This is a genomic window from Spirosoma koreense, from assembly GCF_054777875.1.
The window spans coordinates 261,066-286,717 of the sequence record NZ_BAAHAC010000027.1; the positions used below are offsets into that span (position 1 = coordinate 261,066).

33 protein-coding genes and 1 riboswitch are annotated in these 25,652 nt (G+C 50.6%); of the genes, 25 read left to right on the top strand and 8 right to left on the bottom strand.

Annotated features, from left to right (window positions below; all coding sequences use genetic code 11):
• Window positions 1-57: 57 nt before the first annotated feature.
• The 3 genes from pnuC to ACYVC2_RS26555 all read left to right on the top strand — a co-directional run bounded on the left by pnuC (window position 58) and on the right by ACYVC2_RS26555 (window position 2,163).
• Window positions 58-726 carry a nicotinamide riboside transporter PnuC gene (gene pnuC, locus ACYVC2_RS26545; RefSeq protein ID WP_461107651.1) on the top strand — a complete coding sequence of 223 codons (669 nt, stop codon included), beginning with the start codon at window positions 58-60 and terminating at the stop codon, window positions 724-726.
• Window positions 723-1,694 (top strand): pantoate--beta-alanine ligase, encoded by a 972-nt coding sequence (locus ACYVC2_RS26550; protein WP_461107653.1) that lies wholly within the window; start codon window positions 723-725, stop codon window positions 1,692-1,694. Before pnuC ends, ACYVC2_RS26550 begins: the two co-directional genes overlap by 4 nt.
• A 160-nt stretch (window positions 1,695-1,854) precedes the next feature.
• Entirely contained in the window at window positions 1,855-2,163 is a 309-nt protein-coding gene (locus tag ACYVC2_RS26555; RefSeq protein ID WP_461107655.1) for an isoamylase early set domain-containing protein, read from the top strand.
• A gap of 120 nt (window positions 2,164-2,283) precedes the next feature.
• Here ACYVC2_RS26555 and ACYVC2_RS26560 read toward each other — a convergent pair whose 3' ends face one another.
• Both ACYVC2_RS26560 and ACYVC2_RS26565 read right to left on the bottom strand, forming a co-directional pair.
• Window positions 2,284-3,219 (bottom strand): hydroxypyruvate isomerase family protein, encoded by a 936-nt coding sequence (locus tag ACYVC2_RS26560; protein ID WP_461107657.1) that lies wholly within the window; start codon window positions 3,217-3,219, stop codon window positions 2,284-2,286.
• A gap of 122 nt (window positions 3,220-3,341) precedes the next feature.
• A complete protein-coding gene (locus ACYVC2_RS26565; protein ID WP_461107659.1) occupies window positions 3,342-6,455 on the bottom strand; it encodes a PVC-type heme-binding CxxCH protein in 3,114 nt (1,037 codons plus the stop codon).
• Between the two features lie 200 nt (window positions 6,456-6,655).
• Between ACYVC2_RS26565 and ACYVC2_RS26570 the strand changes: the two genes are divergently transcribed.
• Complete coding sequence (locus ACYVC2_RS26570; protein ID WP_461107661.1) at window positions 6,656-6,892, top strand: GlsB/YeaQ/YmgE family stress response membrane protein; 237 nt, start codon at window positions 6,656-6,658, stop codon at window positions 6,890-6,892.
• 67 nt (window positions 6,893-6,959) lie between these two features.
• On the opposite strand, the gene ACYVC2_RS26575 is transcribed toward ACYVC2_RS26570, so the two are convergent.
• From ACYVC2_RS26575 to ACYVC2_RS26595, 5 genes are all read right to left on the bottom strand, one after another.
• Complete coding sequence (locus tag ACYVC2_RS26575) at window positions 6,960-8,672, bottom strand: GMC oxidoreductase (RefSeq protein WP_461107663.1); 1,713 nt, start codon at window positions 8,670-8,672, stop codon at window positions 6,960-6,962.
• 88 nt (window positions 8,673-8,760) lie between these two features.
• Window positions 8,761-9,291 carry a gluconate 2-dehydrogenase subunit 3 family protein gene (locus tag ACYVC2_RS26580; protein WP_461107665.1) on the bottom strand — a complete coding sequence of 177 codons (531 nt, stop codon included), beginning with the start codon at window positions 9,289-9,291 and terminating at the stop codon, window positions 8,761-8,763.
• 284 nt (window positions 9,292-9,575) lie between these two features.
• Entirely contained in the window at window positions 9,576-10,307 is a 732-nt protein-coding gene (locus tag ACYVC2_RS26585; protein WP_461107667.1) for a Dph6-related ATP pyrophosphatase, read from the bottom strand.
• Window positions 10,304-11,398, bottom strand: a complete 1,095-nt coding sequence (locus tag ACYVC2_RS26590) for a DUF5074 domain-containing protein (RefSeq protein ID WP_461107669.1) — start codon at window positions 11,396-11,398, stop codon at window positions 10,304-10,306. The genes ACYVC2_RS26585 and ACYVC2_RS26590 overlap by 4 nt, the downstream gene beginning before the upstream one ends.
• On the bottom strand, window positions 11,395-13,356 hold the full coding sequence (locus tag ACYVC2_RS26595; RefSeq protein WP_461107671.1) for a TonB-dependent receptor plug domain-containing protein: 1,962 nt from the start codon (window positions 13,354-13,356) through the stop codon (window positions 11,395-11,397). The genes ACYVC2_RS26590 and ACYVC2_RS26595 overlap by 4 nt, the downstream gene beginning before the upstream one ends.
• A 78-nt stretch (window positions 13,357-13,434) precedes the next feature.
• Window positions 13,435-13,714: riboswitch (cobalamin riboswitch) on the bottom strand.
• A 118-nt stretch (window positions 13,715-13,832) separates the two neighbouring features.
• Here ACYVC2_RS26595 and ACYVC2_RS26600 point away from each other — a divergent pair.
• The gene (locus tag ACYVC2_RS26600; RefSeq protein WP_461107673.1) at window positions 13,833-14,603 is read left to right on the top strand and encodes an SDR family oxidoreductase; all 771 of its coding nucleotides are present in this window, start codon (window positions 13,833-13,835) and stop codon (window positions 14,601-14,603) included.
• On the opposite strand, the gene ACYVC2_RS26605 is transcribed toward ACYVC2_RS26600, so the two are convergent.
• Complete coding sequence (locus tag ACYVC2_RS26605) at window positions 14,600-15,544, bottom strand: sugar phosphate isomerase/epimerase family protein (RefSeq protein ID WP_461107675.1); 945 nt, start codon at window positions 15,542-15,544, stop codon at window positions 14,600-14,602. The two genes, ACYVC2_RS26600 and ACYVC2_RS26605, sit on opposite strands and share 4 nt — an antisense overlap.
• Before the next feature lie 498 nt (window positions 15,545-16,042).
• Here ACYVC2_RS26605 and rplC point away from each other — a divergent pair, with 498 nt between their 5' ends.
• The 20 genes from rplC to rplO all read left to right on the top strand — a co-directional run bounded on the left by rplC (window position 16,043) and on the right by rplO (window position 25,625).
• Complete coding sequence (rplC, locus tag ACYVC2_RS26610) at window positions 16,043-16,663, top strand: 50S ribosomal protein L3 (protein ID WP_461107677.1); 621 nt, start codon at window positions 16,043-16,045, stop codon at window positions 16,661-16,663.
• A gap of 3 nt (window positions 16,664-16,666) precedes the next feature.
• Window positions 16,667-17,296 (top strand): 50S ribosomal protein L4, encoded by a 630-nt coding sequence (gene rplD / locus ACYVC2_RS26615; RefSeq protein ID WP_461107679.1) that lies wholly within the window; start codon window positions 16,667-16,669, stop codon window positions 17,294-17,296.
• Window positions 17,297-17,298: 2 nt separating this feature from the next.
• Window positions 17,299-17,586 (top strand): 50S ribosomal protein L23, encoded by a 288-nt coding sequence (gene rplW / locus ACYVC2_RS26620; protein WP_461107681.1) that lies wholly within the window; start codon window positions 17,299-17,301, stop codon window positions 17,584-17,586.
• Window positions 17,587-17,616: 30 nt separating this feature from the next.
• Window positions 17,617-18,441, top strand: coding sequence for a 50S ribosomal protein L2 (gene rplB / locus ACYVC2_RS26625; protein ID WP_461107683.1), 825 nt, complete (start codon window positions 17,617-17,619; stop codon window positions 18,439-18,441).
• 9 nt (window positions 18,442-18,450) lie between these two features.
• Window positions 18,451-18,729 carry a 30S ribosomal protein S19 gene (gene rpsS, locus ACYVC2_RS26630; RefSeq protein WP_018618700.1) on the top strand — a complete coding sequence of 93 codons (279 nt, stop codon included), beginning with the start codon at window positions 18,451-18,453 and terminating at the stop codon, window positions 18,727-18,729.
• A 78-nt stretch (window positions 18,730-18,807) separates the two neighbouring features.
• Entirely contained in the window at window positions 18,808-19,200 is a 393-nt protein-coding gene (gene rplV, locus ACYVC2_RS26635) for a 50S ribosomal protein L22 (protein ID WP_461107685.1), read from the top strand.
• Between the two features lie 7 nt (window positions 19,201-19,207).
• Complete coding sequence (rpsC, locus tag ACYVC2_RS26640) at window positions 19,208-20,068, top strand: 30S ribosomal protein S3 (protein WP_461107687.1); 861 nt, start codon at window positions 19,208-19,210, stop codon at window positions 20,066-20,068.
• An 84-nt stretch (window positions 20,069-20,152) separates the two neighbouring features.
• Window positions 20,153-20,584, top strand: a complete 432-nt coding sequence (gene rplP / locus ACYVC2_RS26645) for a 50S ribosomal protein L16 (protein WP_461107689.1) — start codon at window positions 20,153-20,155, stop codon at window positions 20,582-20,584.
• Window positions 20,585-20,605: 21 nt separating this feature from the next.
• The gene (rpmC, locus tag ACYVC2_RS26650) at window positions 20,606-20,797 is read left to right on the top strand and encodes a 50S ribosomal protein L29 (RefSeq protein WP_461107691.1); all 192 of its coding nucleotides are present in this window, start codon (window positions 20,606-20,608) and stop codon (window positions 20,795-20,797) included.
• Window positions 20,798-20,806: 9 nt separating this feature from the next.
• Window positions 20,807-21,172, top strand: a complete 366-nt coding sequence (rpsQ, locus tag ACYVC2_RS26655; protein ID WP_461107693.1) for a 30S ribosomal protein S17 — start codon at window positions 20,807-20,809, stop codon at window positions 21,170-21,172.
• A 3-nt stretch (window positions 21,173-21,175) separates the two neighbouring features.
• Complete coding sequence (gene rplN / locus ACYVC2_RS26660) at window positions 21,176-21,544, top strand: 50S ribosomal protein L14 (RefSeq protein ID WP_018618706.1); 369 nt, start codon at window positions 21,176-21,178, stop codon at window positions 21,542-21,544.
• Between the two features lie 3 nt (window positions 21,545-21,547).
• Complete coding sequence (gene rplX, locus ACYVC2_RS26665) at window positions 21,548-21,910, top strand: 50S ribosomal protein L24 (protein WP_461107695.1); 363 nt, start codon at window positions 21,548-21,550, stop codon at window positions 21,908-21,910.
• Between the two features lie 20 nt (window positions 21,911-21,930).
• Window positions 21,931-22,485, top strand: coding sequence for a 50S ribosomal protein L5 (gene rplE, locus ACYVC2_RS26670; RefSeq protein ID WP_461107697.1), 555 nt, complete (start codon window positions 21,931-21,933; stop codon window positions 22,483-22,485).
• A 23-nt stretch (window positions 22,486-22,508) separates the two neighbouring features.
• Window positions 22,509-22,778 (top strand): 30S ribosomal protein S14, encoded by a 270-nt coding sequence (rpsN, locus tag ACYVC2_RS26675; RefSeq protein WP_020600943.1) that lies wholly within the window; start codon window positions 22,509-22,511, stop codon window positions 22,776-22,778.
• A 90-nt stretch (window positions 22,779-22,868) separates the two neighbouring features.
• Window positions 22,869-23,267 carry a 30S ribosomal protein S8 gene (gene rpsH / locus ACYVC2_RS26680; protein WP_461107699.1) on the top strand — a complete coding sequence of 133 codons (399 nt, stop codon included), beginning with the start codon at window positions 22,869-22,871 and terminating at the stop codon, window positions 23,265-23,267.
• A 13-nt stretch (window positions 23,268-23,280) separates the two neighbouring features.
• Window positions 23,281-23,838 carry a 50S ribosomal protein L6 gene (gene rplF, locus ACYVC2_RS26685; protein ID WP_461107701.1) on the top strand — a complete coding sequence of 186 codons (558 nt, stop codon included), beginning with the start codon at window positions 23,281-23,283 and terminating at the stop codon, window positions 23,836-23,838.
• Window positions 23,839-23,941: 103 nt separating this feature from the next.
• The gene (rplR, locus tag ACYVC2_RS26690) at window positions 23,942-24,295 is read left to right on the top strand and encodes a 50S ribosomal protein L18 (RefSeq protein WP_461107703.1); all 354 of its coding nucleotides are present in this window, start codon (window positions 23,942-23,944) and stop codon (window positions 24,293-24,295) included.
• Window positions 24,296-24,298: 3 nt separating this feature from the next.
• Complete coding sequence (gene rpsE, locus ACYVC2_RS26695) at window positions 24,299-24,817, top strand: 30S ribosomal protein S5 (protein ID WP_461107705.1); 519 nt, start codon at window positions 24,299-24,301, stop codon at window positions 24,815-24,817.
• Window positions 24,818-24,835: 18 nt separating this feature from the next.
• The gene (rpmD, locus tag ACYVC2_RS26700; RefSeq protein WP_046577840.1) at window positions 24,836-25,015 is read left to right on the top strand and encodes a 50S ribosomal protein L30; all 180 of its coding nucleotides are present in this window, start codon (window positions 24,836-24,838) and stop codon (window positions 25,013-25,015) included.
• Between the two features lie 133 nt (window positions 25,016-25,148).
• Window positions 25,149-25,625, top strand: coding sequence for a 50S ribosomal protein L15 (rplO, locus tag ACYVC2_RS26705; protein WP_461107707.1), 477 nt, complete (start codon window positions 25,149-25,151; stop codon window positions 25,623-25,625).
• The last annotated feature ends 27 nt before the right edge of the window (window positions 25,626-25,652 follow it).

The following is a 25,652-nucleotide window of genomic DNA, read 5'->3' on the forward strand; positions in this document are numbered from 1 at the left end:
GTTAATCCGTACTTTCGTAGCATTAAATATGAGAAATCTACGCTGATTCCTTCGCGCATGCCCGATTTTTTTGACATCCGGACTATTTTCTTTACTGTGTGGGACTATCCCATGAGCTACCTCGAATTCTTCGGTGCCACCAGCGGGGCGGTGGCCGTGTGGCTCTCGGCACGGGCTCATGTCTGGAGCTGGCCCATTGGCGCGGTCAGCGTGCTGCTATTCTTCTTTTTGTTTTACCAGATCCAGCTTTACCCAGACATGTTTCTGCAGGTCTTTTTCTTCGTAACCAACGTACAGGGATGGTGGCGCTGGACACATCCGAAGCAAAACGAGGCCGATCAGCACCAGGAACTTCGGATTAGTCGAATACCGACGCGGCAACTGATGATCTGGACCGTTTCGGGACTTGTCGCAACGCTTGTGTTGGGTACGTTTGCCAGCAATCTGCATGAATGGTTTCCGGTTCTGTTCAGCAAGCCTAGCGCTTTTCCCTACCTCGATTCATTTACCACGGTCATGAGTATTGTCGCTACGTTTCTCATGATCGACAAGCGGGTCGAGTGCTGGTACGTCTGGCTCGTCGTAGACGCTATTCTGACGTACATGTATTTTGTAAAAGGAGTGAAATTCGTAGGAATCGAGTATTTTGCATTCTGCTTCGTGGCCGCTGTGGGGGCCTGGACCTGGACGCGGGAGTATCAAAATTACCCACCTCAAATGACATGATCACAGGACTGGTTTTCGGCAAGTTTATGCCGGTTCATCAGGGTCATCTGGCCCTGATCGAATTTGCACGTAAGCAGTGCGACCATCTCATCGTTTCCATGACCGTCAACCCCGAAGACGTTATTGCGCCCGAGCTTCGATTTAGCTGGTTAACGGAACTACTCTCTACTTATCCAACGATTGAGGTTGTCGCTGAAAGCAACGATTTTCACGACCCAACCTTACCGCTGTGGGAAGCCACGAAGCTTTGGGCAGCCTTCATCCGAAGGCGGTTTCCATCGGTAACCGTATTTTTTTCGTCTGAAGCGTACGCTGTTCCCCTGGCTCACCATTCCGGGTTGCGGCACGTGGCTTTCGATCCGCCCCGGCAGCAGATACCCATTTCGGCTACGTTGATCCGACAGCAACCGGCGCGCTACTGGGATTATATTCCGGCCATTATACAACCTTATTTTGTAAAAAAGCTTTGTTTATACGGTCCGGAAAGTGTCGGGAAAAGCACACTCGCCCGCCAGTTGGCGGTTGCGTTTCAGACGGTCTTCGTACCCGAAATGGCCCGTACCCTCATTAATTCCAACAATTTTACTCCCGACGATTTTATTCGCATTGGCACAGCTCAAACAGATGCGGTGAGAAAAGCCGAACAGCAGGCTAACCGAATTCTTTTCTGCGATACTGACCTGATTACGACGCAGATCTATGCTGAACTTTATCTGGGAGAAGTACCTCCTATTTTGTATGAACTGGAGCAACAAATCCGATATGATGCCTATGTGCTATTAGACATCGATGTGCCCTGGGTGGCAGACCATCTACGCGATCAGGGACACCGACGTTTGGAGATGCTGGCTCGTTTCGAACGGGCACTGAACCAGCGGGAACAGCCTTATACACTGGTAAGTGGGCCGTTTAATAAACGATTGCAAACTGTTGAATGTATAGCAAAAGAACTACTTGGTGATCTGTGAAAATGAGCGGTAAAATTGGACGTTTTTTATATAAGCAACTATAATACTACACACAGAACATTGCAATATTTCAAGAAAAGTAACCTATAAGCAACTGATAATTATGATATTACTTATTTTGTACTATAATTTTGCAGAAGGAACCAAACAATGAACCAATATGGCAGTTGCCAAACAATTTCTCAAAAGCAAGCCTCTTGCAAAAGTAACGTTTGAGTTGCCGGCCGAAGCCGTCAATGGTGCAAAAACGGTCGCTCTGGCCGGTGAATTCAACAGCTGGGACCCTGCTGCTCAGGTGTTGAAAAAGCAGAAAGATGGTTCGTACAAAACCACCATTGAACTGCCTGTGGGTAGTGAATACCAATACCGCTATGTGCTGGATGGCACCACCTGGACCAACGATTGGGCTGCCGACAAATACGTCGCCAGCGGTGTAGCGGGTGAAGAGAACTCGGTCGTCGTTCTCTAAGAAAGACATTTACGAAGCCAAAAAGGGTAATCAGTTGGATGCATCCTCCCGATTACCCTTTTGTTATATATTAACCTTTCCTAAACCCCACACAGCGGTCGGAAAGCTGACAGATCTCTCTTATGCAACAAAGCTATCCGATTCGAGGTAGGCTTTGATCAGAGCCAGTTCGCCTTCTTTACCTGGTTTGGAAATGCCGTGCTCCATGCCGAAAATAAACTCTTTATTCTCAGCTTTCTGCTTGTCATAGATATATTTGAAGACGTTTTTGTAGTTGATTTCCCCCGTTGTCGGCTCCTTACGACCTGGATTATCGCCAATCTGAAAATACCCGATTTCGCTCCAGCACCAGTTGATGTGCGGAATGATATGCCCTTCGTTTTTCTGCATGTGGTAGATATCGAATAGAATCTTGCACGATGGACTATTGACCGCCCGGCAGATTTCGTACGTCTGATCGGATGTTCGCAGAAACAGGTTGGGCGTATCGCTGAGCGGCTCCAGTACCATCGCTACGCCCGCAGGGGCCAATATGTCGGCCCCCCGGCGCAGGGCATCGATGACGTGGCCGGTCTGGATACCGATAGGCAGATTCCGTTCAAAATCACCGGGAACGACGGTCGTAAACTTGGTATTGACCCGTTTGGCGGTTTCTACCGCTTTCTGACAGCCTTTCAGGAAAATGTCGACGTATTCGGGCTTCCCGGTTGCAAGCGAATTCTGACCGTTACCGCCTTTATCGAGAACAAATACGCCCATTGTCATACCCAGTCGCGACATCTCTTTGGCTATTTTCTCCTGCGTAGCCGCATCTCTGCCCATCATACCGTTGTCTTCCAGCGCAGTAAAACCCATATCAGCCATAAACTTAAGCTGATCGATAAGGTCTTTTCCGGCACTGTTTTCAAACATGCCGAAATGCGGGGCGTATTTGAGCTTAAAATTGTTCTTAGCCAGAACATTGGGCTGGGCATGCCAGTTGGTAGCTGCGGATTCGCCCGAGATGGCTGCGCCAGCCAATCCAACTGTTGATTTTACGAAATTGCGTCGTTGCATAAGTGGTTAAGGTCTGAACCGAACGGGCGGCTCCGCCGAGTTTATGTGATGGGACTGACCGACTTCGATTTTACCACCAGGTTTATATAGCGGGCTAATCATGTCCAATCAGCGGCATTAAATTACTCCTGATTTTTATTCTTTTTTAAACTGGCTAAGTATTCGACTAAATCGACTAATTCCTGCGTACTCATGGCTTCCTGCAAACCCGATGGCATCATGGACGTATCAATCTGTTTCATCGACACTACGTCGGCCATTTTGTAGTTCTGGACCACCCCGCCCGGGAACTTCATTTGCAGGTCGGTTTCGGTTTTGCTGGATACAATCCCCGTCATCGAGCTGCCGTCTTTAAACTTCACTTCCCAGCCTTCGAAGCCAAAACTAATGCCTGCGTCGGGGTGCAGAATGGCCAGGTATTGTCCTTCTTTGGGCAGCTTTGACCCAATCTCGGATAATTTTGGCCCAAAGTCCATACCTTCCCCATTGACCTGATGGCAGATAACACAGTTGTTTTTGAAAACGAGTACACCTTTAGCCGCGTCACCTTTCATGGTCAGCAGTTCGTTTACATTCGGCAGTTTTTTCCCTTCGGCACTTTGCCCGCCATCCAGAAAACCAGCGGCCTGCTGCCGGATATTCTTACGCCAGTCATTGCTAACCCCCTGCACAGCTGCTTTTTTATAATCGCCTTTGATATCCCCGGATTGTAGCAGCGCGATCACTACGTCGGCGCCGTCCATGCTACCGCCCAACGAGCGCGTGGCTTCCCGACGAAGGGCTGCCGATCGCTTTTCGTCGAGGGCGACGGTTTTCAAAATGTCGATCGACTCTTTGTTACCCACCCGACGTAACGCCACCAACATATTCAGAGCCGCATCCGGATCGCTGCCGTTGAGCACCTCCCATACCATAGGACCTCCACCTTGCTTAAGCAGCTGACGAGTGGCATCCCGCCCGATTCCATCCATAGCTTTTTGTACAGCCAGTTGTTTCAAATGGGCATTTTCAGAGATGGGTTCGTAGCGAGTGACAAGCTCGATGTACTCGGGAGTTCCGTATACATCGCCCATCAGTTTATTCAGAGCGGCAGCTGCTACCGATGAATTTTTTACAAAATCCGGGTCGAGGTGTCGCAGCGCCAGTTTTGTGACGTCGGTCGATCCACTATTAGCCTGTAGAAGCGCAAGTAGTGCCTTCGATTTTTCGGTAGCCCCTGGGTTAAAGTCGAACGCCCGGAAATAACGCAACCGTTGGGTCAGGTCGACCGATGGGTCACCCGCAAGTTTGGCTAGCATCGGAACGGATTCTTTCGTGCGGGCGCGCCAGACAATATCCCGGCCGGCTGGGCTGGCCAGTGGGTCCTGCTGTTTGGCCCAGGCCACATAATAGGTGTCCCAGTTGCCCTCGGCACCGATGCCCAGTGCTTCGAGGTACCACCGATCTTTGCCATCGTATTGTTTTGCCAGCTGCGCCCACAAGCCCGGTGCATCAGGAGATTTACTTCCGCGTAAGGCAATAATAGCCTCCCGACGAACCTGAGCATCCGTATCGTTGACCAGTTGTTTGACGTACGGAATGATGTCGCCCTTTAACTCGCGGGCAGCGCGTAAGGCCGTAATGCGTAAATCGGGATTGTTACTTTTCAGCGCAGTTTCGATGTATTTCGCTCCGTTGTCGAGTTTACTCAACAGCCACAGCGCGCGGGCCTGCATCCGGGAATTATCTGAGTTCTTGTACAGTTTCGCCAGAGGCTTTTCGGCTTTCTTACCCATGTCATGCAGCTTGTTCCAGGCCGCGTACCGAATGGCCATGTTTGGACTTTGCAGCGCGTCGATGGCCCCTTCAGTCGATGAAACATCTACTTTGGGCATGACATATGGGGTATTGGGGGGCGCCACGCGGTACACACGCCCGCGGTTCTGGTCGCCCGCCTGGTGTCCGCCCACGCCCGGATCGTACCAGTCGGCAATGATGAGCGAGCCGTCGGGTGCTACGCATATGTCGGCCGGCCGAAACCACTGATCACGAGTACCTTCCAGCACGTTAACAATCTCAGCTTTATAGCCAGCTCCCTCTTTCTGCACAGGATACGAGCGCACGACATTGGGACCGGCATCGCAGTGAATCACCTGATTTCTAAAAACTTCGGGTAGCAGCTTGCCTTCATACACGATGATGCCCGTTGGCGAACCCGCTCCGGTTTGCAAAAGATTCGGCACAACGCCCGGATCGTTGAGGTGCCAGTGCCGACGAGGAATTTCGGGTTCGAGGTTATCGCGATTGGCCTGCCAGCCAGCACCGGTCATCTCGTCGGTATAGCCGTAGTTGCCATATTCCATGACGTAGTTGATCCGAACGCCCTTGTTACCGTCGTCGTCGTTGTCCGACTGCCACAGGGTGCCGTAGGAGTCGACAGCGACTTCGTAGTTATTGCGGAAATTTTGCCCTAACAGCTCAACGTTCTTGCCGTCGGGATCGCAGCGGAAGACCATGCCCTGTTTGAAATTCTGCTTGTTGATGGGGTTACCAGTTGCAATATCGATAACCGGTTTGCCGTCTTTATCCAGCAGTTGCTTTCCTTCGTTACCAAAGTTGAAATACCACTTCCCATCAGGACCGAACACGAACGTGTGCATGCCATGGTCGTGCTGTTCGCCACCGATGCCCGTGAAGAGCAGTTCTTTTTTGTCGGCTTTGTCGTCGCCATTTTCGTCCGTCAGCACCCACACGTTCGGGCTGTCCGACACGATCACCTTATTACCCTGTACCCAGATACCCAATGGCGACTCGATATCGGGGCCCTGGTAGAAGACCTTACTGACATCGGCTTTTCCGTCGTTGTTCTGGTCTTCCAGAATGACGATGCGGTCGCCTTCCTTGCGGGTCGGATTACCATTGATGGCAGGCCGGTAATTATAGGCTTCGCAGACCCACACCCGCCCACGCGCATCGACATCGATATCGGTTGGATTGGTCAGCATCGGTTCCGACGCAAAGAGCGTGGCTTCGAGGCCAGGCGCTATGTTCAGACTTCCGACGGCGTATTTCGGATCATGTTTATCATCGTCGCTTAATTGAGCGAATAATCCCGACAGGTAGCGTTCCGAGGCTGCGTTGAGGTTGCGATTCTGATAAGCGCCGATAAAAGATCCTGCCACAATCAATGCTGACGCAGAAACAGCGATAGTTCGCCGGGAAAACAGGGAGCGCTTAGCAACTATGGATGATTTCATGGCTTCATGTATATATAGGAAGAGACGACTTTTGAAAGCAGGAATATTTACTCAATAGCTAAAATGAGTATATAGTCTGTTTATACCCATTTCTGTTACAATTTTCACGGGCAATTACCCTTGAAAACAACACTAATTTTCCATCTTTTTATGTAGCATTACATCGCCATATCGGCTACACCCTAAACTTGATCACTAGTATGGGCTTTCTGTTTTCAATTTTACTGGGCGGCATTGCCGGCTTTATCGCCAGCCGGGTTATGGATAGTCATCACTCCGCCATCGTGAATGTATTGTTAGGCATTGTTGGTGGGTGGGTCGGGGGTTTCATTGCAAAGCGACTCGGCAACGATCCCGAAAACGATGGGCTACTCATGAACCTATTAATCTCAGTCGGTGGCGCTATCGTGCTGATATTTCTAGGACGACTGTTTTAATCGAATTTGTTTCTACACAAAACGCCGTGCTGAGAAGAGAATCAGCACGGCGTTTTTGAGATCAGGCTTACAAGCTTTTCTTCTTCGATTCAGCCACGGCGAAATTAACCGCCCGGGCGGTTAGCGCCATATAGGTCAGCGATGGGTTTACGCAGGAGGCCGACGTCATACAGGCTCCGTCGGTCACGAACACATTCTTTACGGCGTGTACCTGATTATTTCCGTTCAGGACCGATGTTTTCGGGTCGCGGCCCATGCGAGCGGTACCCATTTCGTGAATAGCCATGCCCAGAAACGAACCCCGATCATAGGCTTTCACGTTTTTGACGCCTGCCGACTCCAGCATTTCCTTAGCATCGTTCATCATATCGACGCGCATTTTCTTCTCGTTTTCCCGCAGTTCCGCATCGAACACCACGAGTGGCATACCCCACTTATCTTTCTCGTTTTTGTCGAGATACATCCGGTTTTCGTAGTAAGGCAGTGTCTCACCGAAGCCGCCCAGGCCCATCGTCCACGGTCCGGGCTGGGTCAGTTCCTCCTTATACTCGGCCCCAAAACTCAGTTCGGCAATGTTCCGTTGCCAGTTTTGCCGGCTGCCCCCGCCCTGGTAGCCGAATCCGCGCAGGTAATCACGTTTGTCGTTGCCAATATTGCGGTAACGCGGCACGTAGATACCGTTTGCCCGCCGACCGATGTAGTACTTATCCAGATCGCCTTCCCAGTCGCCCGACGCGCCAATGCGGAAATGGTGATCCATCAGGTTATGGCCCAACTGTTCAGAATCGTTGCCCAGCCCGTTCGGAAAACGGTTCGACTTGGAATTCAGCAGAATAGCCGTGGTTCCCAGGGAGCTGCCACATACGAAAATAATCGGCGCGTAGTATTCCTTGCTTTGTAGCGTAACGGCATCGACGATCCGGACACCGGTCGCCCGCTTTTTATTCTCATCGTACAACACCTCCGTTACGACTGAATCGGGTCTGAGTGTCAGCAGACCGGTTTTAGCGGCAGGCGGCAGCGTACACGACTGCGTACTGAAATACGCCCCGTAAGGGCATCCCAGCGAGCATTTGTTTCGGTACTGACACGGAGCCCGGCCAACGCCCAACTGAGCCTCGCCCGCTTTCGACAGGTTCGCCACCCGCCCGATAGTCATGGTTCGCCCCGGAAAATTCTTTTCGATGCGTTTTCGAACTTCTTTTTCCACGCAATACATCTCCATCGGTGGCAGGAACTCGCTGTCCGGCAGTTGCGGCAGGTTCAGCTTTTCGCCCGAAATCCCGACGAATTTTTCGACGTATGAATACCAGGGTGCAACATCTTTATACCGAATAGGCCAGTCGACGGCGATACCGTCTTTGGCATTCGCTTCAAAATCGATGTCGCTCAATCGGTACGATTGCCGTCCCCACATGATAGACTTACCGCCAACGATATTAGGCCGGTACCAGTCGAACCGTTTTACTTCCTTGTAAAGCGCATCGGTATCTTTCATCCAGTACGTTTCGGTCATTTCGTTGTACGGATAGTCGCGCATTAGTTTGGGGTGCGTGGCTTTCTGTGCTTCGGTCAGTCGGCCGTTGTACTTAAGCTGCCACGGATCTTTCATGGCATTCTCGTAGCCCGTAACGTGTTCGAGCTGATGGCCTTTTTCGAGCATCAATACTCGTAATCCCTTCTGAGTGAGCTCTTTCGAAGCCCAACCACCCGAAATGCCCGACCCGATGACGATAGCATCGTAGGTCTGATCTTTTATTGCGTCAATATTGAGGTTCATGTTTTTTTGACTGGATAATGAATAAGGGAAAAAGCCTCGAATAGCCCGGTTCCATCCAAATTATTCATTGTGCATTATTCATTTTACATTAAAGCGCCCAGGCTTTCTGGCCGGGTTTCAGCGGCATACAACCGTTGAACTGGCCCGGAACGGGTAAGTATTCGAGGGCTTTGGTGGCTCCAATCTCGGAGGTAAAGTAACCGGTGGTAGTAAGTTCTTTCATGCGCAGGAAAAAGGGCTTATCCGCCGTAATGGTCTCTTTAACCATTTCATTTTTCTGCGCGGTATCCAGTGTCATAAATCCTTTCCCAAATTTGGTTTTGCTGTCGGCATCCAGCTTCGCCAGCCCGGCATAAAACTTATCCTGTTCTTCTTTTGGATAGCAATCGCGCATTACCCGGACGATGAACTTTTCGACCCCAGCCGCTTTGGCACCGGGGGTTTTGGTCGTTGGGATAATCACATCAGCTACCTCGGCCAGCAGGGTTTCCTGCTCGGGAGTAACCGCTACACTGGGACCCAGATTGGTGATGCGCCCCATGGCACCGGCCAGCGTGGGAGCCGACAGGATTCCTCCCATCATCAAGGCTGCCTGCTGTAAGGCCTCTCTGCGTTTCATAGATAAGATAGGTATTGGTAAACTATAATTTTTTAGCCAAGAAAGATAAAACTAAAAAAGGCAATATCGATTATGGCACGATTAAAAAAATGTAATTCTCGTTGGTAAAAGGCAAAGTCTGCCAAATTTCCTCTTCTAGCTAAGGGAATTAGCTGGTGTATTCAGTAGAATAGTGTTCAGTATACGATTCTGCCGTACTTAAAAATACGTCGGCGAAGCCAGGCCTGAAGGACTGTATCCCCCATTTACCGACTCCGCCGACGTATTATTATGAATGATTAATCTTAAACGGGTAATTGTAAATCCTGGTACCAGAAGCCAGTATCCCAGCGTGTATCGGCCTGATCCGTATGAGAGTCCGTTTGGCCCGAGGGCGTGTAAATCCGGCGAACCACTTCGCCTTTTACGAAAGGAACAGGTGAAGAAAAGATGGGACCATCATAGACAAACGAGTGGTACTCGCCATTTTCGCCACAGGGATCGACTGTTCTGGGCAGTTCCTTCAGCAAATCCAGGGTCAACTCCCGACCGACAAAATCCGGGCTCAATTGCTTCTCGTTCACGCAAACCAGCACGGCCCGAAAACCCAGGTCTACGAATTCATGGATCAACTCGGTCGTATTGCGATGCCAGAGCGGAAAGTCGGCCTTTAAACCCACCTGTTGCAGCTGCGCTTCGCGGTAGTGTCGAAGATCGGCCAGAAAAAGATCCCCGAAGATGGAATGCGAGATACCCGCTGCCCGGAATTCCTGAAGCGCACTTTGCAGACGGTCATTATAAATTTCCATCGATACGTCGCCCGGCAGATTCAGCCTCTGAAGCGGAATTCCCAGCCGGTCGGCCTGAGCCACCAGTAGCTCGGTTCGCACACCGTGCATGCTTACCCGGTCATACTGCTCATTGACGGTGGTCAGCAAACTTCGGATATCCCATCGGTCGGATTGAAGACTATGGTACAAAGCAAGAGCGGAATCTTTTCCTCCGCTCCAGTTCATAATGGCCTTCGCCCGACTCATCGGAAGTAAAAGCTAGAAGGGGCTATCTCAGCCTTAACCGAGTCGATCAGGGTAGAGGTGGTAGCACCAGGCTTATAACGCAGTACATACCCAGCCTGCTTGTAAGAAGGCGTAACACCGGCGTAAATAATTCCAGTTTGTGGATCGACCCCTAGACCGGTAAATAAGCGTCCAATGAAGGGCGTTGTCGCTGGAATACTGGTTGCATCGATCGAGAATTGATAGGTTTCACCTTTTTCAGCAAAGTTGGCATCGTAAAAAGTGTTGACGAAGTAAAAGGTCTTCTTGTCAGCGCTGATGGCAATGGAACGAGCCGACCGATCTGCTTTTCCTACGACTAAACGAGTTTCGATTGCTTTACTGGCAGGGTCGATTTTGACCATTTCTTTTGTCGACGATGCATAAGCCCACAACTTACTGTTTGCATCTACAGCTATAGGATTGGGGTTCACTCCTACGTCAAGGCCGGGCTGTTTCAACTCATCCGTATCGGTATTGATTACGGCCAGCGTTCGTTCGCCACCTACGTTCCCCACAAAGGCTTCATTGCCCACGACAATGATCCGTTCGGCTCCTTTAGGAACCGAAATTTTCTTCTTTACCGTTCTCGATGCGAGGTCTACCACGAGAACATAACCTGGATTCACGTAGAAAGGAGAAGAACCGGTGGCATCCCAGCAGCTTATGTATGCTTTATTGAGCCCCGCCTTGACAACATAGCGTGGATTCTCGACATCGGGAGCCGCAATGGTAGTCAGTGATTTGAAAGTGCCCGACTCGACGATCTCCACCTTATCCTGCCCAGCTGTACTATTGTCTACCAGAATTACTCCTTTGCCATCTATTTCGGTATAATCCTGAATTCCTCCCTTCAGTGTGCGCGCATTTACCGCATTAAAAATATCGGTCGAAGCCGTTGTGGAACTTCTGTTCAGGAAAGAAATAGACCCGTTGTTATCGAAAAAATTTCCTGCATTTAAAATATAGACACCTTCTCCGTAGGGGGTTGGTTCAGGATCGGAGGTTTTACAGTTCCAGACGCTTAGGGCCAGCGAACTGACTACAATTCCTTTGATTAACTGATTCTTCATGGAATATTAGATGGAAAATTGATAAGCACATTTATGGCCCAGTTTCGCCCAGGCATCGCATTCTGTTTCACATTAATCACCAACGTGTCGAAGACGTTAGCCACTTGGCCCTGAATCCGAACGGGTACCGTCAGCAGTCGGGCAGTCGTTTCCAGCAATACATTTGAAATTACAACACCCTTAAAAAACTGGCTGTTGTCGAAGGTAACGTACCGGCGCGAGGTAGCCTGCGACTGCACCGTCAGGCGTGTTCGTTTGTATTGTACATAGGCATTGAGCGTACCGGTATGAATGGGTACGTACGGCAATTGCTTACCCACGATATCCTGTGCATAGGCATCGTATACCCGTTCCTGCGAAGTGTGCGTCAGGGCATAGCCGATTCGCAGGCCCGCGCGCCAGGTTTGTCTGGCGTAAGCAAGCGTCGTTGTAAACTCTCCTCCACGAGCTACCACTAGTTGCAGGTTTTCGACGTGGTAATCTTTAGCCGGGTTCCAGTAGGCCCAGTCATCGATCCGGTTATGGTAAGCCGTGGCTTCTGCAGTAAGGTTCAGTTGCTGCGAGAGGGTTACAGCGCCTGCCAGACCAGCTTCCAGGTTTAGTCCTCTCTCCGGACGCTGGTCGGGGTTACCCAATCCCAGCCAATACCGCTCATTAAGTGTCGGAACCCGGTAGCTGTACCCAACCGAACCCTTACCGGTCAGCGTCAGCCGGGTATGCTGAACTAGTTTATACTCGCCCCCCAGCGACGGGGTCAGCGGTGGATTGAACCGAGTGACGAACGCCTGTCGGATGTTGGCCGATACCAGCCAGCGCGAGGTCTGAAGCCGCAGTAAAGCGTACAGGTCCTGCCGATTCTCTGTAATTAACTTTCCGCCATAGCCATCGGTGTGCGTACGGTAGTGTGACCACTCTCCCCCCAGCCGAAGATTCAGTTGTATTCGCTGCTGAGTTGGCCAGAGCGCAAACTCCCGCTCGACCCGGCCAATAAACCGATCCGTCTGGGTATGGCTGGGTTGTGTAAAATCACCCTTGCCATAATCAAGCAGGTCGCGAATCCAGCCCAGGCGAACCGTCATCCGATTGGCTTCGTAGGTTGCCAGCAGCCGAGCCGATTGTGTACGAGTACGCTCACGCGCAATGGAATCCTGAGGGGCAACAACCAGGTCATTATCGGTCAACCAGGCATTTACGGACAATTGTTGACCGTTCTTGTGACGGAAGGTCAGATCCTGAATCAGCCCACGCTGTGCTGTTACAGAGGGCTCCATGAAATATCCTTTTCGCTCCCGGTATGGATAATCGTTATTCAACTGGGTCCGATACCCGAAGGTGCGGCCCGAGAACTGCCACGATTGGCCCAGCATTCCGCCATACCGGACTCCTAACTGGGTCTGATTAGTTCGAAACGACGCAAGCTGCTGTCCAAACAATATGCCCAACTTCGTTTGCCAGTCTGGAGAAGTGCCGAGCAAAATGCTCCCTCCAACCGCATCCGATCCAATGGCACTCCCCCCCGATCCGTATTGCACCGCCAGTCGGTCGAAGCCTGCGACGGGCAGGGTCGAAAAATCGGTCTGCCCAAGATTGGGCTGGTTGATGTTGATTCCGTTCCAAAGCACAGCCGTATGATTGGCAGAGGTGCCCCGAAACGACACCGTTGCGAGTTGACCCGGACCGTAGTTTTTGAACGCCAGGGGGGTGTTGAACGTCAGCAAATCGGTCAGGGTGCCGAACCGGAACTGGAGCAGCGTAGTCGAGTCGATGCGCTGAAGTTTCTGGCCGGCCAGAAATCGCTCGGGAGCAATAGCCCGTACCGTCACGGCCGAAAGTGACACGCCGGGGTCAATCGGCAGTCGACCCGACCGTACCGAATCGATTTGCGCGAAGCAGTGCCGTTGCCCTGACAGACAGACGAACCAACCCCAGACCCACCAGTAAAAGGTGTGCTTTCCCACAATCAGCGTAAAAAATGGATACCGAATCGTTAGGCCGTATTAACGGCACGCGATTGGGGCGTTTCCTCCGAACACCCAAACAGCGGATGGTCGTCGGCAGGTCTCCTGGCTTGTCTCATCGATTCCAACCTTCCCGCACGTATGGCGCAGTGGTCACGTAGCATGAACCGACTTTATTAATGAATAATGTAAAATGGAGAATGAATAACGGATATCCATCATCATTCAGGCATTGTACAGTATTGATTACAATGAAACTTACAGTTGCGGGGACAGCGCTGGTCTTACACCAACTTCCCTTTTAAGCCATGAAAGCCGCCATGAAGCGACGTTTGGCACCGAAAACTCAGGACAAAAGTAGAAAAATTTACGGAATAGTAGCGTACGCCCGGAATTCCTCCGTTGAAGAGAGACGAGTTTGATCTTTCTTACGTAGGTTGCAGTCGCAGGGTTATATTATCATTACAACAAGGTTTATGAATCCATCGCTCTGGTCGCTGAATGGTCAACGAGCTCTGGTCACGGGGGGGACCAAAGGCATTGGCGAAGCCATTGTTCAGCAGTTTCTGGCGCTTGGCGCTTCGGTTTTCATTGTTGCCCGGGACAATGGTCTGTTGCAGGAACATCTGGCTACTTACAGGCAGCAGGGTCATACAATCGACGGTATCGCGGCCGATATAAGTCAGCTTGAAGCAGCCGCTCAGGTTGTGCAGGCTGTGCAGACAAGTTGGGGGAGCCTCGACATTCTGGTGAACAATGCCGGAACGAATATCCGAAAACCCACAGCTGACTATAGTTCAGTAGAATACGAACATATCCTCAATACGAACCTTCGTTCGGCCTATAAAATAACTCAGGCTGCGCACCCTTTACTGAAAGCCTCGGGTGACGGCAAGGTTATATTCGTCTCATCGGTATCAGGATTAGCGCATACCAGCAGTGGTTCCCTATACGGCATGACCAAAGCGGCTCTGTTACAGCTCACACGAAACCTGGCCGTCGAATGGGCCTCTGATGGTATTCGGGTCAATGCGGTGGCTCCCTGGTATATTAAGACTCCCTTGGCGGCACCCGTGCTTACGAACCCGGAGAAGTTGGCAGGAATTCTGAACCGGACGCCCATGCGCCGGATTGGCGAACCCGAAGAAGTGGCCTCGGTGGTTTCGTTCCTGAGCATGCCTGCGTCGGGCTACGTAACCGGCCAGACCATTTCGGTAGACGGCGGGTTGATGGCCTGGGCCTTTTAAATACCGGCGACCATTGCTTTCATTTTGGCCATTGCCGTGTTGGTGACGGCCTGGGCTTCCTGGGCATAGTATGATTTATTGAATACTTCCAGCGACAGTACGATGGGCCTATCGGTGCGTTTGATGATTTTAAGCGTATCGCGAATGGGCGCTACACCGTCGCCCGGAAACACCCGATCGGCATCGGTGATTTTCTCCCGTGGGAAATCAGCCGTATAGTCGTTTACGTGAAAAACCTCGATGGCGGGTTTACCCACCAGCGGCATGCTCACATTTCCTGAGCCACCTTTATACAGATGGTAGATATCGAGCAACACTCTGGCTGATGGATGCCCACTTTCAATAGCCACGAACATTACCTCCCCCAATCGACTCAGATTAGGCGAGAAGCCCCACAGTTCCAATTGTGGAACAACCCCGGTTTTATCGCCTATTTCCAGAATAGCCCGGTATCGCTCAGCAGCCTTGTACAGATCGATTTTCGGACTGCCGGGGGTTTGCGCCCCGATCGGTGGAGTTGCTACGCGCTTACAGCCAACTTCTGCCAGCATGTCCATTTCGCGTTTGAGCTGATCTAACCCTTTGGCCCGAGCGGCTTCGTCGTCGATAATCCAGGGGGCAAATCCAATTGCGTTTTCAACTTTTATGCCAGTATCGCTCAATACTTTCCTGGCGTCAGCAGCCGTAGCACCAGATTTCAAATACGTCTGCAACGTCTCAACCCAGATCTCGACCGATCGAAATCCAGCTTTAGAAGCCACTTCCAGCTCTTTCACAAAGCCCAATTTATGGCCTCGAATCGTGCTCATATTCAAGCAAAGCGTAAAGGCTGACTGGGCGGCTGGCAATGATACAGATTCCAGCGATTTTGATGAGAGCGAAGCACCTACAGAGGCCGTTAAAGCGGCCAGCGTCTGCCGGCGGGTTACAGATTGCGACATAAACAGGAAAGAATTCAGGCGTTTGTAGCGATTTTACTGTAAATGATAAAAAAAAGGGAAATCTACTGATTAAAGCGGATGCCACTTACGACATCACGCCGTTAAGCATTGTCATAGATACGGGCTCTATCAATGAGTAGACAGCCAGCCGAATAGCCTCAAAACTTTATTTTAAAATAATTTCTATCTCTACTAATTATTTGCTACTTTTGCACTCCCAAACTCGACATACGAGTAAATGACATACGAGGGTGAAGGTCCGAACAGGAAACCACACCTGACTTTTGGTCAAACAAACCTTGCTTGATAAAGGAATTGTTTGTCCATGAAAGGTCAGGTGCAACGCGCCCGACCTTTTTTTATGTCAATTTTCGGGGCTGATTGTGAAGCAGATATAGGATTCGTACGAAAAAATATCTACTTTTGCGGCCCGATTCGGAAGGTCCGAGGGGGGAAATGAGTACCTAAATTTTACCTGCTTACTTTAAACAAACACAAATGTCTGGTTTAATTGGCAAAAAAATCGGGATGACCAGCGTGTACAATGCGGACGGGCAGGCTCTGGCATGTACAGTGATTGAAACGGGTCCCTGTGTCGTAACTCAAGTTCGTAGCGTCGAGAAAGATGGCTACAAAGCTGTGCAGCTGGGTTATGGCGACAAGAAAGAAAAGCACAGCAACAAGCCGGAGTTGGGCCACTTCAAAAAAGCGGGTACCACGCCTAAACGCAAACTGGTCGAATTCAAAGAATTTGAGCAGGAGCTGAATCTGGGCGAAACACTTACGGTAGCCGATGTTTTTGCAGAAGCTGACTTCGTTGACGTTGTCGGCACAGCAAAAGGTCGTGGTTTCCAGGGCGTTGTGAAACGCCACGGATTCGGTGGTGTAGGCGGTCAAACGCACGGTCAGCACAACCGGGGTCGTCACCCAGGTTCGATCGGTGCCTGCTCGTTCCCATCGCGCGTGTTCAAAGGTCTTCGTATGGCCGGTCGTATGGGCGGCAACCGGGTAACGGTGCAAAACCTGCGCGTTCTGCGTATTCTGCCTGAGCAAAACCTGATCGTTATTAGCGGTTCAGTTCCCGGAGCTAAAAATTCATACGTAATTATCGAAAAGTAGGCCATGGAAGTAATCGTATATAACAGCAAGGGCGAAGACACAGGCAAAAAGGTCACCCTTCCGGAAGAGGTTTTCGGAATCGAGCCGAACCAACACGCGATTTACCTCGACGTGAAACAATACCTGGCCAATCAGCGTCAGGGAACGCACAAAGCGAAAGAACGGGCTGAAGTAGCGCGCTCGACCCGCAAACTGAAAAAGCAAAAAGGAACAGGTGGTGCCCGTGCAGGTAGTGCCAAGTCGCCTGTATTTGTGGGTGGTGGTACGGTTTTCGGACCTCGTCCCCGCGATTATAGCTTCAAACTGAACAAGAAAGTAAAAGCGCTGGCCCGCCAATCGGCTTATTCCGTCAAAGCGAAAGCCAACAGTATTTCAGTTATTGACAGCATCGCGCTGGAAGCTCCCCGCACGAAAGATTACATTCAGTTCCTGAGTGGTCTGAACCTGGCGGGTCGTAAAACGCTGCTCATTCTGCCCGATGTAAATACAAACGTGGTTCTGTCGAGCCGGAACGTACAAAAAGCGAAAGTAACGACAGCCTCTCAGGTGAACACCTACGACCTGATGAACGCAGACCAGCTGCTGATCAGTGAAGACGCGCTGTCAACCATTCAAACGTTGTTCCAACAATAATCATGAGCGTACTGAAACGACCAATCGTCACTGAAAAGATGACGGGCCTTAACAAGCAGGGGAAGTATGCTTTTGAGGTTGATCTGAAAGCCAACAAACTCGAGATTGGCAAAGCCATCGAGAAAATGTACGGCGTCAATGTAGAGTCTGTGAACACCATCCGGGTTTTCGGAAAGAAACGCAGCAAAAACATTAACGGACGTGTGGTATCGGGGAAAACCCCCACAACGAAAAAAGCAATCGTGACGGTTGCAGAGGGCGAAGTCATTGATATCTACGCTGACCTGTAAACCGAGCCTTGCTCTACCAATTAATCAGTCATGGGAGTTAAAAAACTAAGACCAATAACGCCGAGTACCCGCTTTCGCGTGGCACCCGACTTTGCGGAAATAACAGCCTCCAAGCCAGAGAAAAGTCTGCTGGAGCCCATTAAGAGAACCGGTGGCCGGAATAACGAAGGGCACCGCACTATGCGCTACATTGGTGGAGGTCATAAGCGGCACTACCGTATTATTGACTTCAAGCGCGATAAAGTCGGCCAGACTGCCGAAGTTTTGACTGTAGAATACGATCCAAACCGTTCGGCCCGCATCTCGCTGGTGCAATATACCGATGGGGAGAAGCGCTACATCATTGCCCCTCAGGGCATTGCCGTTGGCCAAAAGATTCAGTCGGGCACGGGTTCTACCCCCGACGTAGGCAACGCACTGCCCATGTCGGAAATGCCACTCGGTACCATTATTCATAACATTGAGCTAACGCCTGGTAAAGGTGGTTCGATGGCCCGGTCGGCTGGTACATACGCTCAGTTAGTAGGTCGTGAAGATAAATACGCCATTCTACGGCTTCCTTCGGGCGAGACCCGCCGGGTTCTGAGTTCGGGGATGGCAACGGTTGGTTCGGTGTCCAACCCCGACCACATGAACGTAGTAGTAGGCAAGGCAGGCCGTAGTCGTTGGCTAGGTCGTCGTCCTCGTGTCCGGGCGGTCGTTATGAACCCTGTCGATCACCCCATGGGTGGTGGAGAAGGCCGGGCGTCGGGTGGTCACCCACGTTCACGAAATGGCCAGTTTGCGAAAGGTCAGAAAACCCGCAACCGGAACAAGGCTTCTGAGAATATGATTATTAGCCGACGCAAAAAGTAACAAATAAATATGGCACGTTCACTTAAAAAAGGCCCATATATTGATTTTCGTCTGGACAACAAAGTGCAGACTCAAAACGATTCGGGCAAGAAATCGGTCATCAAAACCTGGTCGCGTCGCTCGATGATTTCGCCGGATTTCGTAGGCCATACGTTCGCTGTTCACAACGGCAACAAGTTCATCCCGGTTTATGTAACGGAAAACATGGTAGGCCACAAGCTGGGTGAGTTCTCACCGACGCGCAATTTCCGGGGGCACACCGCAAAAAAAGACAAGGGCAAACGATAAACTAGCATAGGGCATAGGGCGTTGGGCATCGGGTTTTATTCCCACGCCCTATGCCCTAAACCCCGAGCCATAAAAAACATGGAAGCAGTAGCAAGACTTAGAGATGTGCCCACGTCGCCCCGTAAGATGCGGTTAATCGCCGACCTGATTCGTGGTCAGCGCGTTAGCCGGGCGTTGGGTCTGTTGAAATATCAGCCACAGGCTGGTGCCGATGTATTGCAGAAAGTGCTTTTGTCGGCCGTTGCCAACTGGCAGCAGAAAAATGAGAACGAGCGCATTGAAGACGCCGATCTGTACGTAAAAACGATTTTTGTGGACGGTGGTCCGATGCTGAAACGTCTGCGTCCTGCCCCACAAGGTCGGGGACACCGGATTCGGAAGCGGTCGAATCACATTACGATTGTTGTCGATAGCGCAGCTCAATCGGTATTGACTTCGGCAGAAGCAGAAACCCCTGAAAACGAACAATAAGTAAGAAATGGGACAGAAAATAAATCCAGTTGGCCTGCGACTTGGTATTGTTCGGGGCTGGGAATCGAGCTGGTACGGCGGTAAAGAATTTTCGGATAAACTCGTTGAAGACGAAAAAATCCGGAAATACGTAGCAGCCCGTATTCCGAAAGGAGCCATTGCTCGGGTAGTAATCGAACGTACGCTGAAACGCGTTACCCTGACGATTCATACGGCACGTCCGGGCATCGTTATCGGTAAAGGCGGTGGTGAGGTCGACAAGATCAAAGAAGAACTGAAAAAGATTACGGGCAAAGACGTCCAGATCAACATCTTCGAAATCAAGCGTCCGGAAATCGATGCCAAACTAGTTGGCGAAGCAATCGCTCAGCAGTTACAGGCGCGTATTTCCTTCCGTCGTGCCATGAAGCAGGCGATCCAGTCGGCTCTGCGCGTCGGTGCGCAAGGTATCAAAGTAAAAGTATCAGGTCGTTTGGGCGGTGCAGAAATTGCCCGTTCGGAGCAATACAAAGAAGGTCGTGTTCCGCTTCATACGCTGCGTGCCGATGTCGATTACGCAATCTCGGAAGCACAGACCGTATACGGTAAGATCGGTATTAAAGTATGGATCTTTAAGGGCGAAGTTTATGGCAAGCGCGACTTGTCGCCGGCGGCTATGATGAGCCAGGCACAGGCGGGTGAGCGTTCAGCTTCCTCTAATGACCGGGGTGACCGTCGGGGTCCTCGTGGTGACCGTGACGGTAACGAACGCGGTGGTCGCAATCGAGGTGATCGCGGAGAACGGGGTGCAGGAGGCCGCGGTGGTAACCGGGGTGGTAACCAGGGTGGCGATCGCGGTGGAAACCGGGGCGGAGGCCAAAGACGATAACTTCAAGTCAGCAGTTGTCAGTCAAGCGCTGCCAGGTAACTACCAGCTATTGACTGCCGACTACCGACTCCAACTTTTAGAGCTATGTTACAGCCAAAAAGAACAAAATTTCGCAAGCAGCATAAAGGAAGGATTCCCGGTATTGCCTCACGCGGTCATGAGATCTCCTTCGGTACGTTTGGTATCAAATCTCTGGAGCCCGGCCGGATCACCGCCCGCCAGATTGAAGCCGCTCGTATTTCCGTAACCCGGGCCATGAAACGCGAAGGCCAGGTCTGGATTCGCATTTTCCCCGACAAGCCAATCACGAAGAAACCGGCTGAAGTACGGATGGGTAAAGGTAAAGGGGCTCCCGAATACTGGGTAGCCGTCGTCAAGCCCGGCACGATCATGTTCGAAGCAACGGGTGTTGATTTGGCAACGGGCATGGAAGCTCTGCGCCTGGCCGCTCAGAAGTTGCCCGTTCGAACCAAGTTTGTGGTTCGGCGCGATTATCAGGAGCAAGGTGAGGAATAGTATCCCTAAGCGACGAACAAGATGAAAAAAGAAGATTTAAAAGGATTGTCGGCCGATCAGCTACGTACGGAGATTGGTGCGGAGCAGGATCGACTGCTGAAACTGAAGTTTGCGCACGCGGTTTCTCCTATCGAGAACCCCATGCGAATCCGCGAGAGTCGGAAACGGATTGCTCGCCTGAATACCGAACTGACAGCTAAGCAAGCCTACTAAGACACGACGATGGAAGAGCAACAAGCACCAGCACCGCAGGAGGAAACAGTTACTCCGGCGGCAGCAGCAACAGAACAGCCGACGGCAACCGCTCCCGCAACGAGTGCTGCCAAGCCGGCTTCGGAGCGTAACGCTCGTAAAGAGCGGATCGGACGGGTGACCAGCAATAAAATGCAGAAAACGATTACGGTTGCCATTGACCGTAAAGTGAAACACCCGCTCTACCACAAGTTTCAGACTAAAACGAAGAAACTGACGGTGCATGATGAAAACAATGAGTGCGGAATCGGCGACACCGTTCGTGTGATGGAAACCCGCCCATTGAGCAAAAATAAGCGTTGGAGGTTAGTCGAAATCATCGAAAAGGCGAAGTAAGCCATGGTACAGCAAGAATCAAGATTAGGAGTAGCCGATAACAGTGGTGCCAAAGAGGTACTGGTTATCCGCGTTCTGGGCGGTACAGGCAAGCGGTATGCATCGGTCGGTGACAAGATTGTCGTGACGGTGAAACAGGCCCTGTCCTCCAGCAGTATGAAAAAGGGGACGGTTTCGAAAGCAGTAGTTGTTCGCACCAAGAAAGAAGTACGCCGGAAAGACGGTTCGTATATTCGTTTTGAAGACAACGCAGCTGTGTTGCTCAATAATAACGATGAGCCGCGGGGCACCCGGATTTTCGGACCTGTTGCCCGCGAACTGCGCGAGAAACAATTCATGAAAATCGTATCGCTAGCCCCTGAGGTGTTGTAAGTAATGGAAAAGAAAATAACGCTACCGAAACATAAATTCCACATTCAGACGGGCGATACGGTCCTGGTGATTGGTGGTAACTCGAAAGGTCAGCGCGGAGTGGTGAAAGAAGTAATCGTAGAAAAAGATCGCGCTCGCGTCGAGGGTATCGCTATGATTACCAAACACCTGAAGCCAACGGCTTCTAACCCGCAGGGGAGCCTGGAAAAAACGGAAGGATCGATTCACATCAGCAATCTGAAGCTGGTCGATCCGGCCACCGGCGAACCTACCCGTACGGGTCGTAAGTTGAACGACAAAGGCAAGCTGCAACGGTATTCGAAAAAGACGGGTAATTTCATTCCCGATTCTTACCGGAAGCAATAACACGAAAAAGGTCTAAGAAAATGGCAACGCCAAGACTGAAAGAGAAATATTTGAATGAGGTCGTGCCTCAGTTGAAAGACAGATTCCAGTATAAGTCGGTTATGCAAGTGCCGCGTCTGAGCAAAATCGTCATCAATAAAGGAATCGGAGCTGCTGTCGCTGATAAGAAATTGGTAGACGTAGGCGTCGAAGAGTTGACGACCATCACGGGGCAGAAAGCCGTTCCGACTCTGTCGAAGAAAGCGGTATCGAACTTCAAACTGCGGGAGAAAATGCCCATTGGTGCGAAAGTAACACTACGTGGTGAGAAAATGTATGAATTCATGGATCGGCTGACGACGGTTTCGTTGCCCCGCGTTCGTGACTTCAAAGGCATTAGCGATAAAGGGTTCGATGGTCGTGGTAACTATACGTTCGGCGTGCAGGAGCAGATTATCTTCCCTGAGATCAGCATCGATAAAGTAGCCCGCATTTCGGGGATGGATATCACTTTCGTGACGACCGCCAACACCGATAACGAAAGCTATGAGCTGCTGAAAGCAATGGGAATGCCGTTTGCTAAAAGTGGTAAATAATAACCGACACAAAGGCTAAGAAAATGGCAAAAGAATCAATCAAAGCACGGGAACGGAAACGCGAAGCGTTAGTTGCCAAATATGCTGCGAAACGGAAAGCCCTGAAAGAGGCTGGTGACTATATCGGTCTGGACAAACTACCCAAGAATGCGTCGCCGGTTCGTTTGCACAATCGCTGCAAGCTGACGGGTCGTCCTCGGGGATACATGCGCAAGTTTGGTATTTCGCGGGTAACATTCCGTGAAATGGCCTCGGCGGGTAAAATTCCAGGTGTAACTAAGGCAAGCTGGTAGTTCCAGACTCCATTTCTATTTGTAATTCAGTTTCCGTAATTTTGCGAACTTTCTTGGAAACAGGAGTTTGCAAGTAACGCAACGCTAAGAATGAATACAGATCCAATAGCAGATTACCTGACACGAGTCAGAAACGCTATCCGTGCTAAACACCGGATTGTAGAAATCCCTGCTTCTAATATAAAAAAAGAAATTACCAAGGTTTTGTACGAAAAAGGGTACATCCAGAACTATAAGTTCGACGACAGCACCGCTCAGGGCACTATCAAAATTGCGCTGAAGTACAATCCGACAACGAAGCAATCCGCTATCGTTGATCTGCAACGCATCAGCCGGCCAGGCTTGCGGCAATATCGGGGTGCCGATCATTTGCCCCGTATCCTGAATGGTCTGGGTGTCGCTATTATCTCGACCTCGAAAGGCGTGATGACCGACAAAGAAGCCAAAACGCTGAACGTCGGTGGAGAAGTCCTGTGTTACGTCTATTAATCCGAACTGAACGATGTCACGTATAGGTAAGAAATCCATTGCCCTGCCCAGCAACGTAACGTTGTCCGTCGACGCTCAGAACGTCGTAACGGTGAAAGGGCCTAAAGGCACCCTGACCCAGTCGGTTGATCCGGACATTTCGGTAGCAGTCGCAGATGGTCAGATTCAAGTATCGCGCCCTACTGAACAGAAGCGTCATAAAGCGCTGCACGGCCTGTATCGTTCACTGGTGAACAATATGGTTACGGGCGTAAGCGAAGGCTTTAAACTGAACCTCGAGGTTATTGGAGTCGGTTATAAAGCATCGGTTGCTAATAATGTTCTGGAGTTACAACTGGGCTATTCACACAATGTGTATGTAGCTGTTCCGGAAGAGATCAAAGTTACGGCTGTAACAGAAAAAGGCCAGAATCCTAAAGTATACCTCGAAGGTTCAGATAAGCAGTTGCTCGGAGACGTAGCTGCTAAAATTCGTTCGCTGCGTAAAGTTGAGCCTTACAAAGGTAAAGGTATTCGCTTCGTTGGTGAGCAAGTTCGCCGGAAAGCTGGTAAATCTTCGTCTAAGAAATAAGTCATTGGGTAATCATTGATTATTCTGAAGGAGCCCCTGGTGGGTTGCCGGGAATGATCATCAATGATAATTTAAATCGCCTATTTGGTCGGAATCAAATAACATGGCAACTACTAAACAAGAAAGAAGACAACGGATTAAGTTTGGCATCCGGGCAAAAGTATCTGGTACCGCCGAACGTCCTCGCCTGTCGGTTTTTCGCTCTAACAAAGCTATTTACGCACAGTTGATTGATGATGTAGCAGGACATACGCTGGCCTCTGCTTCCTCGATCGAGTTGCAAAGTGAAGTTGAAGGGAACACCGTTGAGACGGCAAAGAAAGTAGGTCAACGATTGGCCGAAAAAGCAGTTGCCCAGAACATCAGCTCAGCTGTGTTCGACCGCAATGGCTACTTGTATCACGGTAAAGTAAAAGCACTGGCCGACGCAGCCCGCGAGGGTGGCCTTAAGTTCTAAGCAATGAACATCAATTCAGCAAGACCGACAAAATTCAACGAAGCCGACCTGAAAGAAAAGGTTGTTGCCATCAATCGCGTAGCGAAAGTGGTAAAAGGTGGTCGCCGGTTCAGTTTCTCGGCGATTGTCGTCGTCGGCGATGGTAATGGTGTCGTTGGTTACGGATTGGGTAAGGCCAATGAAGTAACCGATGCAATTGCCAAAGGAGTAGAGGATGCGAAAAAGAATCTGGTACAGATTCCACTTCTGAAACGCACGGTTCCTCACGAAATGGAAGGCAAGTTCAGCGGTGGCTTTGTCCTGCTGAAACCAGCGGCTCCTGGTACGGGCGTAATCGCCGGTGGTGCTATGCGGGCCGTTCTCGAATCGGCTGGCATACACGACATTCTGGCGAAGTCGAAAGGGTCGTCGAACCCGCATAACGTAGTAAAAGCTACGCTGGATGCGCTGCTGAAAATGCGTCTGCCTCATCAGGTAGCTTTCCAGCGCCAAGTAAGCCTGGCTAAAGTATTTAACGGTTAACCATTAGGAGCAACAGACATGGCACGAGTACGTATCACGCAGGTCAGCAGCACCATCAAGCGGCCGTTATCCCAAAAAAACGCTATCAAGTCGTTAGGCTTGGGCAAAATCAACCGCAGCGTTGAGTTAGAGTATAACGACGCGCTGAAAGGTGCAATCAACAAGGTACAACATCTGGTAAAAGTCGAAGAAATTTAGTACCTTTGCGATTCTTTTAGCAAAACACTCATTAAGTGGTCATTGATTGTCAGTAAGTAGTCATTTGTTGAATACGATGAATGCTACTTACTGACAATCAATGACCACTTAATGACAAAACAAATAATCCAAAATGAATCTAAGCAACCTTAGACCGGCAAAAGGTTCCGTCAGAGAGCGCAAGCGAGTCGGACGCGGGCAAGGATCAGGCATGGGCGGAACGTCTACGCGTGGTCACAAAGGAGCGCAGTCGCGCTCGGGATACAGCCAGAAAATGCACTTTGAAGGTGGCCAGATGCCCCTGCAACGTCGTGTGCCTAAATTTGGCTTTAAAAACATCAACCGCGTCGAATATAAACCCCTCAACCTGGACATCATTCAGGCGCTGGTCGATGAGACAAAGGTAACGGTTGTTGACTTTGACTTTCTGCGTCAGCATGGTCTGGTAAGCAAGAAAGACCTTGTCAAAGTACTGAGCCGTGGTGAATTGACAACCCCTGTTGAAATTCACGCTCATGCTTTCTCAACGAGTGCTCGGGAAGCTATTGAAAAGGCGGGTGGTAAGGCCATCGTGCCAGCAAAAGAAGCAAAAGAGGAAGCAGCTAACTAAGTTGTTCGGTAAAGCCGATCTACTTTT

What these genes read in the sequence shown, in the direction of transcription:
- rpsN (WP_020600943.1), top strand. Translation starts at nt 22,509, where the DNA reads ATGGCAAAAGAATCAATCAAAGCACGGGAACGGAAACGCGAAGCGTTA.
- ACYVC2_RS26585 (WP_461107667.1), bottom strand. Translation starts at nt 10,307, where the DNA reads ATGAGTCGGGCGAAGGCCATTATGAACTGGAGCGGAGGAAAAGATTCC.
- ACYVC2_RS26575 (WP_461107663.1), bottom strand. Translation starts at nt 8,672, where the DNA reads ATGAACCTCAATATTGACGCAATAAAAGATCAGACCTACGATGCTATC.
- rplE (WP_461107697.1), top strand. Translation starts at nt 21,931, where the DNA reads ATGGCAACGCCAAGACTGAAAGAGAAATATTTGAATGAGGTCGTGCCT.
- rplO (WP_461107707.1), top strand. Translation starts at nt 25,149, where the DNA reads ATGAATCTAAGCAACCTTAGACCGGCAAAAGGTTCCGTCAGAGAGCGC.
- pnuC (WP_461107651.1), top strand. Translation starts at nt 58, where the DNA reads ATGCCCGATTTTTTTGACATCCGGACTATTTTCTTTACTGTGTGGGAC.
- rpsC (WP_461107687.1), top strand. Translation starts at nt 19,208, where the DNA reads ATGGGACAGAAAATAAATCCAGTTGGCCTGCGACTTGGTATTGTTCGG.
- rplV (WP_461107685.1), top strand. Translation starts at nt 18,808, where the DNA reads ATGGAAGCAGTAGCAAGACTTAGAGATGTGCCCACGTCGCCCCGTAAG.
- rplB (WP_461107683.1), top strand. Translation starts at nt 17,617, where the DNA reads ATGGGAGTTAAAAAACTAAGACCAATAACGCCGAGTACCCGCTTTCGC.
- rplP (WP_461107689.1), top strand. Translation starts at nt 20,153, where the DNA reads ATGTTACAGCCAAAAAGAACAAAATTTCGCAAGCAGCATAAAGGAAGG.
- rplW (WP_461107681.1), top strand. Translation starts at nt 17,299, where the DNA reads ATGAGCGTACTGAAACGACCAATCGTCACTGAAAAGATGACGGGCCTT.
- ACYVC2_RS26580 (WP_461107665.1), bottom strand. Translation starts at nt 9,291, where the DNA reads ATGAAACGCAGAGAGGCCTTACAGCAGGCAGCCTTGATGATGGGAGGA.
- rplD (WP_461107679.1), top strand. Translation starts at nt 16,667, where the DNA reads ATGGAAGTAATCGTATATAACAGCAAGGGCGAAGACACAGGCAAAAAG.
- ACYVC2_RS26590 (WP_461107669.1), bottom strand. Translation starts at nt 11,398, where the DNA reads ATGAAGAATCAGTTAATCAAAGGAATTGTAGTCAGTTCGCTGGCCCTA.
- rplR (WP_461107703.1), top strand. Translation starts at nt 23,942, where the DNA reads ATGGCAACTACTAAACAAGAAAGAAGACAACGGATTAAGTTTGGCATC.
- rpmD (WP_046577840.1), top strand. Translation starts at nt 24,836, where the DNA reads ATGGCACGAGTACGTATCACGCAGGTCAGCAGCACCATCAAGCGGCCG.
- ACYVC2_RS26605 (WP_461107675.1), bottom strand. Translation starts at nt 15,544, where the DNA reads ATGTCGCAATCTGTAACCCGCCGGCAGACGCTGGCCGCTTTAACGGCC.
- rplN (WP_018618706.1), top strand. Translation starts at nt 21,176, where the DNA reads ATGGTACAGCAAGAATCAAGATTAGGAGTAGCCGATAACAGTGGTGCC.
- ACYVC2_RS26570 (WP_461107661.1), top strand. Translation starts at nt 6,656, where the DNA reads ATGGGCTTTCTGTTTTCAATTTTACTGGGCGGCATTGCCGGCTTTATC.
- rpsE (WP_461107705.1), top strand. Translation starts at nt 24,299, where the DNA reads ATGAACATCAATTCAGCAAGACCGACAAAATTCAACGAAGCCGACCTG.
- rpsQ (WP_461107693.1), top strand. Translation starts at nt 20,807, where the DNA reads ATGGAAGAGCAACAAGCACCAGCACCGCAGGAGGAAACAGTTACTCCG.
- ACYVC2_RS26550 (WP_461107653.1), top strand. Translation starts at nt 723, where the DNA reads ATGATCACAGGACTGGTTTTCGGCAAGTTTATGCCGGTTCATCAGGGT.
- ACYVC2_RS26560 (WP_461107657.1), bottom strand. Translation starts at nt 3,219, where the DNA reads ATGCAACGACGCAATTTCGTAAAATCAACAGTTGGATTGGCTGGCGCA.
- rpsS (WP_018618700.1), top strand. Translation starts at nt 18,451, where the DNA reads ATGGCACGTTCACTTAAAAAAGGCCCATATATTGATTTTCGTCTGGAC.
- ACYVC2_RS26555 (WP_461107655.1), top strand. Translation starts at nt 1,855, where the DNA reads ATGGCAGTTGCCAAACAATTTCTCAAAAGCAAGCCTCTTGCAAAAGTA.
- ACYVC2_RS26565 (WP_461107659.1), bottom strand. Translation starts at nt 6,455, where the DNA reads ATGAAATCATCCATAGTTGCTAAGCGCTCCCTGTTTTCCCGGCGAACT.
- ACYVC2_RS26600 (WP_461107673.1), top strand. Translation starts at nt 13,833, where the DNA reads ATGAATCCATCGCTCTGGTCGCTGAATGGTCAACGAGCTCTGGTCACG.
- rpsH (WP_461107699.1), top strand. Translation starts at nt 22,869, where the DNA reads ATGAATACAGATCCAATAGCAGATTACCTGACACGAGTCAGAAACGCT.
- rpmC (WP_461107691.1), top strand. Translation starts at nt 20,606, where the DNA reads ATGAAAAAAGAAGATTTAAAAGGATTGTCGGCCGATCAGCTACGTACG.
- rplF (WP_461107701.1), top strand. Translation starts at nt 23,281, where the DNA reads ATGTCACGTATAGGTAAGAAATCCATTGCCCTGCCCAGCAACGTAACG.
- rplC (WP_461107677.1), top strand. Translation starts at nt 16,043, where the DNA reads ATGTCTGGTTTAATTGGCAAAAAAATCGGGATGACCAGCGTGTACAAT.
- rplX (WP_461107695.1), top strand. Translation starts at nt 21,548, where the DNA reads ATGGAAAAGAAAATAACGCTACCGAAACATAAATTCCACATTCAGACG.